The 7,230-nt window shown below is 64.9% G+C and carries 4 protein-coding genes and 4 pseudogenes; 2 read left to right on the plus strand and 6 right to left on the minus strand.

Translation table 11 applies throughout. The features are described from left to right. Window positions 1-422 precede the first annotated feature (422 nt). Window positions 423-683 carry an integrase core domain-containing protein gene (locus ABZ453_RS49675; protein WP_359026486.1) on the plus strand — a complete coding sequence of 87 codons (261 nt, stop codon included), beginning with the start codon at window positions 423-425 and terminating at the stop codon, window positions 681-683. Window positions 684-690: 7 nt separating this feature from the next. On the opposite strand, the gene ABZ453_RS49680 is transcribed toward ABZ453_RS49675, so the two are convergent. Next, the gene (locus ABZ453_RS49680; RefSeq protein WP_359026488.1) at window positions 691-921 is read right to left on the minus strand and encodes a transposase; all 231 of its coding nucleotides are present in this window, start codon (window positions 919-921) and stop codon (window positions 691-693) included. Window positions 922-1,007: 86 nt separating this feature from the next. After that, entirely contained in the window at window positions 1,008-3,338 is a 2,331-nt protein-coding gene (locus ABZ453_RS49685; RefSeq protein ID WP_359026490.1) for a serine/threonine-protein kinase, read from the minus strand. Window positions 3,339-3,638: 300 nt separating this feature from the next. On the opposite strand from ABZ453_RS49685, the pseudogene ABZ453_RS49690 reads away from it, so the two are divergent. After that, window positions 3,639-4,134, plus strand: a pseudogene (locus ABZ453_RS49690) (transposase); the annotation flags it as partial. Window positions 4,135-4,693: 559 nt separating this feature from the next. Here ABZ453_RS49690 and ABZ453_RS49695 read toward each other — a convergent pair. From ABZ453_RS49695 to ABZ453_RS49710, 4 genes and pseudogenes are all read right to left on the minus strand, one after another. Further along, a pseudogene (locus tag ABZ453_RS49695) lies at window positions 4,694-4,930 on the minus strand (transposase); the annotation flags it as partial. Window positions 4,931-4,935: 5 nt separating this feature from the next. Beyond that, a pseudogene (locus tag ABZ453_RS49700) lies at window positions 4,936-5,130 on the minus strand (hypothetical protein); the annotation flags it as partial. 733 nt (window positions 5,131-5,863) lie between these two features. Continuing rightward, window positions 5,864-6,156, minus strand: a pseudogene (locus ABZ453_RS49705) (IS1182 family transposase); the annotation flags it as partial. A gap of 148 nt (window positions 6,157-6,304) precedes the next feature. After that, window positions 6,305-6,874, minus strand: coding sequence for a hypothetical protein (locus ABZ453_RS49710; protein ID WP_359026484.1), 570 nt, complete (start codon window positions 6,872-6,874; stop codon window positions 6,305-6,307). Window positions 6,875-7,230 lie beyond the last annotated feature (356 nt).

Below are 7,230 nucleotides of genomic sequence, written 5' to 3' on the forward strand. Positions count from 1 at the left end.
GCCGGATGCCTGGAAATCGGGCCCGTCCGGTTCGGGAAGGGGCCGTCGGAAAAGGACTCGAGCCACGGGCACCTCGTCGGCGGCCTACTTCACTCGGCGAGCGGCCTGGGGAAACGGACCGGGAGCAATCCCGGCACCGCGCCCCAGGCCGACTCAACCCGGGCCTGGGAGGTGCCGTTGGAGACGCAGAGGTCCGACTACCGCCCGGTCGAGCGCAATGCCCGGCCGTACACGGGCGACACGTCTGCATAACGTGGATGCGCGCACGACGCCAACGCCCAGGCCAGCACCGCACGCCCCGTTCGGGAGGACGGCTTGAACGAGTACGACGAGATAGGCCTCTTCCTGGGCCTGGATGTCGGGAAGAGCGCTCACCACGGACACGGACTCACCCCGGCAGGTATACCGAGAGGCTGTCCGAGATCGGGGCTTCGGCCTCGGTCGGCTCGGTCGCGGACAGCTATGACAACGCGATGGCCGAGGCCCTGAACGGCACCTTCAAGGCCGAGCTGATCGAGATGCAGGGCCCTTGGCGGGACGTCGGCCAGCTCGAGCGGGCGATCTTCCAGTGGGTCGCCTGGTACAACGACGAACGGCTCCACTCCGCCCTCGCCTACGTACCGCCCGCCGAGTACGAACGCGCCTGGTGGCGACAACAGGAAGCCACCCAGCAGTCCGCCTGAAACAAGATCACCGGACTCTACGAAACTCGGGACAGCTCATGTGGGCCACAGCGGGCTCGGACAGGTCCCTGCTGTTCGTGCCGGGCAACTGCCCCGTATCGGCGAGGCGTTGGCAGCGCCAGACATACATCGTCTGATCGCTGATTCCGAGGAGCCGGGCCACCTCGGCGACCTTCCTTTCGGATGCGACGAGTTCAAGAACCTTGCGGCGGAACTCGGGCGGATAACTGCGGGGCATCACAGCCTCTGAAGGCTGCTGGATCGTCAATTGTCCAGCAACCCGACTCGATCAGAACCGGGGCATACCATGCGGGTCGATCACTATCAGGGAGCGGGCAGGCTGTAGGTGCAATCGAAGTGCTGGGCTATCAGGTGTCCCGCTCCGTCACAGGCGAGTTGCCAGCCGTTGACTCCGGTTTCTCTGCCGTCGGTGAAGTTCCACAGGAGGCGGCCCCGGGCGGTGTCGATCGCGTAAAAGCCGTCTATGTTCTCGAAGGCCGGGACGTAGATTGCGTTGGGGCCCGCAGCGACCGGATTGTCCACGTTGAGGCGTGGCGTCGGGCAGAACCAGCGTTTGGAGCCGGTTTCGGCGTCGAAGGCCCAGACCCCGTTCGGCTCCGTGCCGGCGACGTACACCGTGCCGTCGGCGGCGCCGAGCGAGGCGAACTCGCCGTGCTCTGCCGTCACCCGCCAGTGGCGCTTGCCGGTGACGAGGTCGAGCGCGATGAGTTCGCGGCCGATGGCGAACACCGTCTGGCCGAGCACCGTCAGACCCGGCCGGAGGTCGTAGCCGACAGGAAACTTCCACCGTACGGAGCTGTCGTCTGTGTTGCGGACCGTCACGTTGCGCAAGCCGTCGGCGTAGACAAACGTCCCGGGGAGGATGACCGGCTTCAGGATGATTCCAATATCCTCCGGGCTGATCGGCATGATTGCCGTCCGGCGGGCCTGCAGGTCGACGCCGAAGACCGTCTCCGAGGACGTCGTGCCCCCCTCTTCGTCGGACTGGCGCTGGAATCGGAGCCCGGTGATGGTGACGGTACGGGCGGTGTCGCTGCCGAGCAGCGTGTCGAACCGGAAGTCCGGTCCGAAATCCAGCGAGAACCGCTCGGTGCCGTCGGCTGGGTCGACACCGATCAGCTTCGAGCCCGAGCCGAGCGCGATGGCAGCGCCGTTGACCACCAGGGGCGGGGTCGGGGATTGGCTGATGCCCCGGTAGACCCACTTGGGCCGCGTTCCGTCCTTGAGGTCGAGGCAGACAAGGTTGCCAGGGCGGGTCTTCACCAGTGTCGTCCCGTTGACGAAGACAGCCGGCGCCTGAAGCAGCGGATCGCTCCGGAAAGTCCAGGACGGCTTCGGAGCCGGTTCGAGCGGCTGTCCCGCCCCCTCTCCGTCCCGTCTCCTCATGATCAATACGGCACCGCCACCGACCGCCGTGCCCAGCGACGCAGCGAGGATCGCACGTCGGGAGACAACTGGCCGAGATGGGGCGCGGTGCTGTTGGGGGGCGGGGAATGGGTTGCGCTGTCCGGGGGAGTGAGTTGGCTTCGCTGGCTCGGTACTCGTCTGTGATCCCACCCCGGCCGCGTCCTTGAGACCTTCGGTTTCGGAATCGGGGGCTGGGCGCGCCGTCTCCGCAATACTCGGCAGTGAGCCGTCCGCGACAGCCGAGACATGGGCGGTGGTGAGGGGGGCGGCGGGACGCTGTACAGCGGGCACCGGAACAGCGGGAGCCAGAACAATGTGGTCCCAGGTCCGGAGCGAGTTGTCGAGGTCCCTCACGGCCGCCGCACGGTGGGCGATCGCAGCGGTCACCGGGGCCGGGAGCCAGCCGTTTCCTAGAACCTGTTCCGCACCGCGAGGCGCGCATATGGCGGCCAACCGGTCCGCGGCGATCCGTAGGTCCGGATCCCTCGCTAGACAAAGTCGGATGATCTTGTCCAGCGGTACGGGCACGTCTGTGAGGTCTGCTGTGCCATGCACCATTTGGTAGAGGACCGTGGCTACTGTTGAGCCGCTGAATGGCGCACGTCCGGTTGCGGCGAAGGCGAGCACCGAGCCAAGGGAGAAGATGTCTCCCTCCGGCCCTATCGGATCACCGGTGGCGTGCTCCGGGCACATATACTCGAAAGAGCCGAACAGGACTCCAGAGTGTGTTAGGTCGTAGCCGTCGCTCGCGCGGACGATGCCGAAGTCGATGACGCGAGGGCCATCCGCGGCGAGCAGCACGTTGGACGGTTTGAGGTCGCGGTGCACCAGTCCTGCAGCGTGGATGGCGATCAGCGCCTCGGCGACCCCGGCGCCCAGTGCGAGCGTCGAATCAACCGGGAGCGGTCCGTGCTCGGCGATCGCCTCCGCCAGCGTCGGACCGGGTATGTAGGCGGTGGCCAGCCAGGGCGTGACGCCATCTGGCTCGGCGTTTATCACCGGTGCCGTATACATGCTGCTGACCACGCTAGCGGCCTCCACCTCGCGACGGAAACGGATGTGGAAGTTCCTATCCCCCGTCATCTCGGGGCGAATGGCCTTGACCGCGACGACATGCCCACGCGGGGAGGTGGCCAGATACACGCGCCCCATTCCGCCTGTACCGAGACGTGCCACGAGTCGGTAGGGACCAAGCTTCTCGGGATCATCCGGGCCCAATGGTTCCATGACCTCAGCCGCCTGTTCTCGATGCCGTCTGGTGCGAATCTGCCCGCCGGAGCCAAGGGGGACCAGCTTGCAAGCGCCTTCCTGGGGTCTGTCCACCACCGCCCCGCTCATTCCGAAGCGACGGCTGGCTTCCCGGGATACCCGTGCGGCATCCGGTGTGTCTAGAAGCGGCGGATTTGTTAATCATGGAGGGGCCAAGTGAGTGAGTGACGATCGAGGACGCTGGTCGACCGGGCCCGGAGTGAGGGCATGCGGCCGACCGGTGCGGCAGTTGATCAAGCGGGTGTTGGGGCAGCCTGGGCGAAGACCGTGCTAACCGACGTCGGGCCGGTTGAGGTCGAGGTGCCGGGACATGGAGGGCAGCTTCGAGCCGCAGTTCGTGCGCAAACTGCAGCGCCAGCTGACTGGAGTGGACGAAATGGTGCTGTCGCTGTCCGTCAAGGGTCTCACCCACGGCGATATCTCCGTGCACCTGGCCGAGATCAACAGCGCCGAGGTCTCCAGGCAGACCATTTCCTCCATCAGCGACAAAGTGATGGAGGAAATGGTCGAATGGCAGAACTGGCCGCCCGATCACGTGTATCCCGTTGCGTCCGTGGATGCCATCAGCGTAAAGATCGGGCATGGAGAAGGTTCCGAACCGGCCCACCCACCTCGTCATGGCCGTCACCGCTGAGGGTACCCGGGATATCCTCAGCATGTGGGCCGAGGACGGCGCACATAGTGCGAAGTACTTGTACAGATGTTCACCGGGCTGAAGAACCGCGGCCTGGACGATGTGCTGATGCTGGTATGTGAGGACAAAGATATTACTTGCCCCCTTGGGAAGGAAATTGACATCTATTGGACATCCCAACCATGTGGACCCGGGGTGGACTCCGCGGTCCCCTCACCCAGCAGGTCCACGCCGCTAGCCATCACAATGGCTGCGGCCAGCACGGACCCCTTGCGCATCAAGCGCTTCTCTATCCGTTCCTCCTACTGACGTCACGCAGGCTTTGTCGAGCCTCACGACACCTCTAAGTCCTGTCCCTCAGAACGATCGTCTCTGAGAAGGTCCGGCCGTCGGAAGAGTTAAATACCCTCAATCTTTCACGCTCCGCAGAGGAAGTGATCGTCGCGCTCCGCCTGCGCAGGAGAAGTCCTATTGGGTGCGTCCTCGGCAAGTGAGCCATTTCCAACTTGCCTCTACAGTAGGGCGGTTGGGCTGACAAGGTGGTGAAGCCCCTGGTAGATGGGTTTTCGACCAAGAGAACTGTCTCCATCAGAGGCTTCACGTGCTTGTCTACCCGTCGGGCGTCGACGTGTCCAGCTCTGCCCTGCGCTTCCTCACCCACCAGTTGCGGCGGCACATCGAGTCCGCGGGGCTCCTGGGAACGCAGGACCCGCCCTGTCAGCAGGGTGTGCCGCAGCCAGTAGAAGGCGGACTCGATCTCCCACCGCTCGTGATAAAGGCGGACCAGGACCTCGGCGGGGTCGCGGTGATTCGTGAGAGTGGTCGCGAGCCGGTAGCGGCCGGCGATGCGCTGCCCGCTGCTGGTGGTCAGCGTGATGTCGGCGTCGATGATACGGACGTGCAGACCCTTAAGACGGTGTCCTATGTGGTGAGGCGGACCAGTCGCTTGTAGCAGCACAAGGCGGCGGCGAGGCCGAGAAAGGCCAGGTAGTTGCGGGGGTGGCGTTCGTAGCGGGGGCTGAGTCTGCGGTAGCCGGACAGCCACGAGGTTGGGTCGGCCGCGCGGCGAGGTGTCTGCCGTGGCAGATCCTTTTCCGCGAGTCGTGTCCCGCGACGTGGTGTAGGGGATCAAGCGCTGCGCGTTCCGGTTCGAGGCCCACGGCGATCTGCCTGTTGGCGACAGCCCACGAAGCGTGCCGGTAAGACGAGCTGGACACCCGATCGATCGGGGCCACCGTCCCTGGCCTGCGGATTCCGGTGGCTTGATCCCCTACACCACCTGGCTGGACTCCATCTTTCCGCGCGGCCTCCCGCCGAGTGAAGTGATGGTTTCCCGGGCGGCCCCCGGGCGACCGAGCGGAAGTCCGGAGGTCTGATCAGCGGCCAGGAACGGAACGCAACATCATCGACGCAACGGCGCTCGATCGCCCGCGAAGAGCGGACCCCGGTCCTGCGTTCCGCGTAATTCGCTATGCCTAGAGCACGGATACGGCACGTGATCTGCGGAGATGCCTCTGACGGCGGTATTGAGGTGTTTCTCTAGGCATAAAGAAACGCGCAGGTCAGCGAGGTGCCCATGTGCGTCTATCCGCCCACAATGCGGCGAAGAGTCGCTGGCCAAACCCGAGTGATTCCAGGCAAGTTGACGTCTCTCGCGCCGAGCATGGCGCTGCGCCCCTGTCGTGGTACCAAGCTTGGCTCGCCCGAGGCCGCCTCCCAGCGACTCCAGGGTCACTCGCAGAACCCCTCCTGACCTGAGGAAACGTCGAGCACTAGAGAAACGGCCTGCGGCGCCCGACGAGGCGAAACCGTAGGCCAGCAGGCATGCCGTTGCTCCAGAAGCTCCGAATTGCGCGGAGCGGACCCCGGTGGTGTAGCCGTAGATCAGCAGCCGCACCATCAGCCGCGGGTCATACGGCGGGTAGCCCCGCTTCTCGGTGCAGTCGGCCAGGATCGGAGACAGGTCGAGCACCTCGTCGACCAGCTCGGCGACGAACCGGGCCAGATGATCCTCGGGCAGCCAGTCATCCAGCGACGGGGGCAGCAGCAGGACCTGGTACGGGTCGACGCCCGGAACGTCTTGTCCACCACCGCCGGACGGCCCTGCGGCTGCTTCTTCCCGACTGGCTCGACCTCGAACAGCCCATCCCCACCACGCATACCAGGATCATCCCGCACCAATAATCACGATCCACAGACGGGTTGCCGGTTACTGAGACGCACTCCTAGACCCGAAAAGATCACTGAATGGAACATAGTCAGGCATAAAGCACAAGCTGACTAAAATGCGTCACCGTGAATGCCGCAGCAGGCCACGATGGCGGGAGCTTTGCTCCCTGGGCGGGACCATGACCTTTCCCGCTGCGGCGATAAATTGTCTGCGCGCAGACGTGAAGGCGGCGTCCGCCTGGGCGTTCTGCACGAGGCGGTCATCCAGATCCAGCCGCATACTCCAAGCGCCTGCCTGCCGGGCGATCGCTGCATAGATGGCCTCGGCCAGTTCGCCCATGGGAGCCGGGCCCGTGATAGCGGCGTTCGTTGCCGCCTGGCGCAGCGTGTCCATCGTGGCGCCAAGCGACTGCCACAGTTCCTGGCGGACATCTTCGCTGTACCATTCGGGATTCAGGTGGGCCTCGATGACAGCGTCGATATTTTGGCGGCACGCGTCACATTGTTCGAGCACGGCGGCAAAGGCGGCGCGTCGTTCCTCGCGCAAGCGATGCTGGATTTGGAAGGCCTCCTGGTCGCGCGCCCGCCGACGTGAGGCCCTCGCCAGGAGGACCGGACCGATCAGTCCGGCGGCAAAGGTTCCCGCAATGCCCAGGGCGGTCATCCAGATGATTGCGTCGGCTTGGTCCATACCGCGCATCATGCCGCTGCTGCCCCCGTTAATGGTCCCAATCAACCGGTTGTGAACGAACCCGAACCCTCAGCGCGTAGACGACTCGTGCGATTCCACGGGACCTGGCGAGCTGTGCGACCCAGGAAAGGCCTGGTGACTGCACCTGTAGGCGACAGTGCCGTGGGGTGACCCGGTACTCGGTGTGGTGCCCGACACAGACGCAACCGGGATGTAACTCCCCGCTTGAGGAGGATGACCGCGCGTTACAGGCAGGACTAACCTCGCGCTTTCATGTGCAGGGCGTCCGGTGGGTGATCAGAAACGCGGAGAGTGCTCCTGACCTGCAACGATGGGACTTGTCTAGGGTCCAGGTC

Origin of the sequence: Streptomyces sp. NPDC005799 (assembly GCF_040630525.1) — a bacterium.
GTDB lineage: Bacteria > Actinomycetota > Actinomycetes > Streptomycetales > Streptomycetaceae > Streptomyces > Streptomyces griseorubiginosus_B.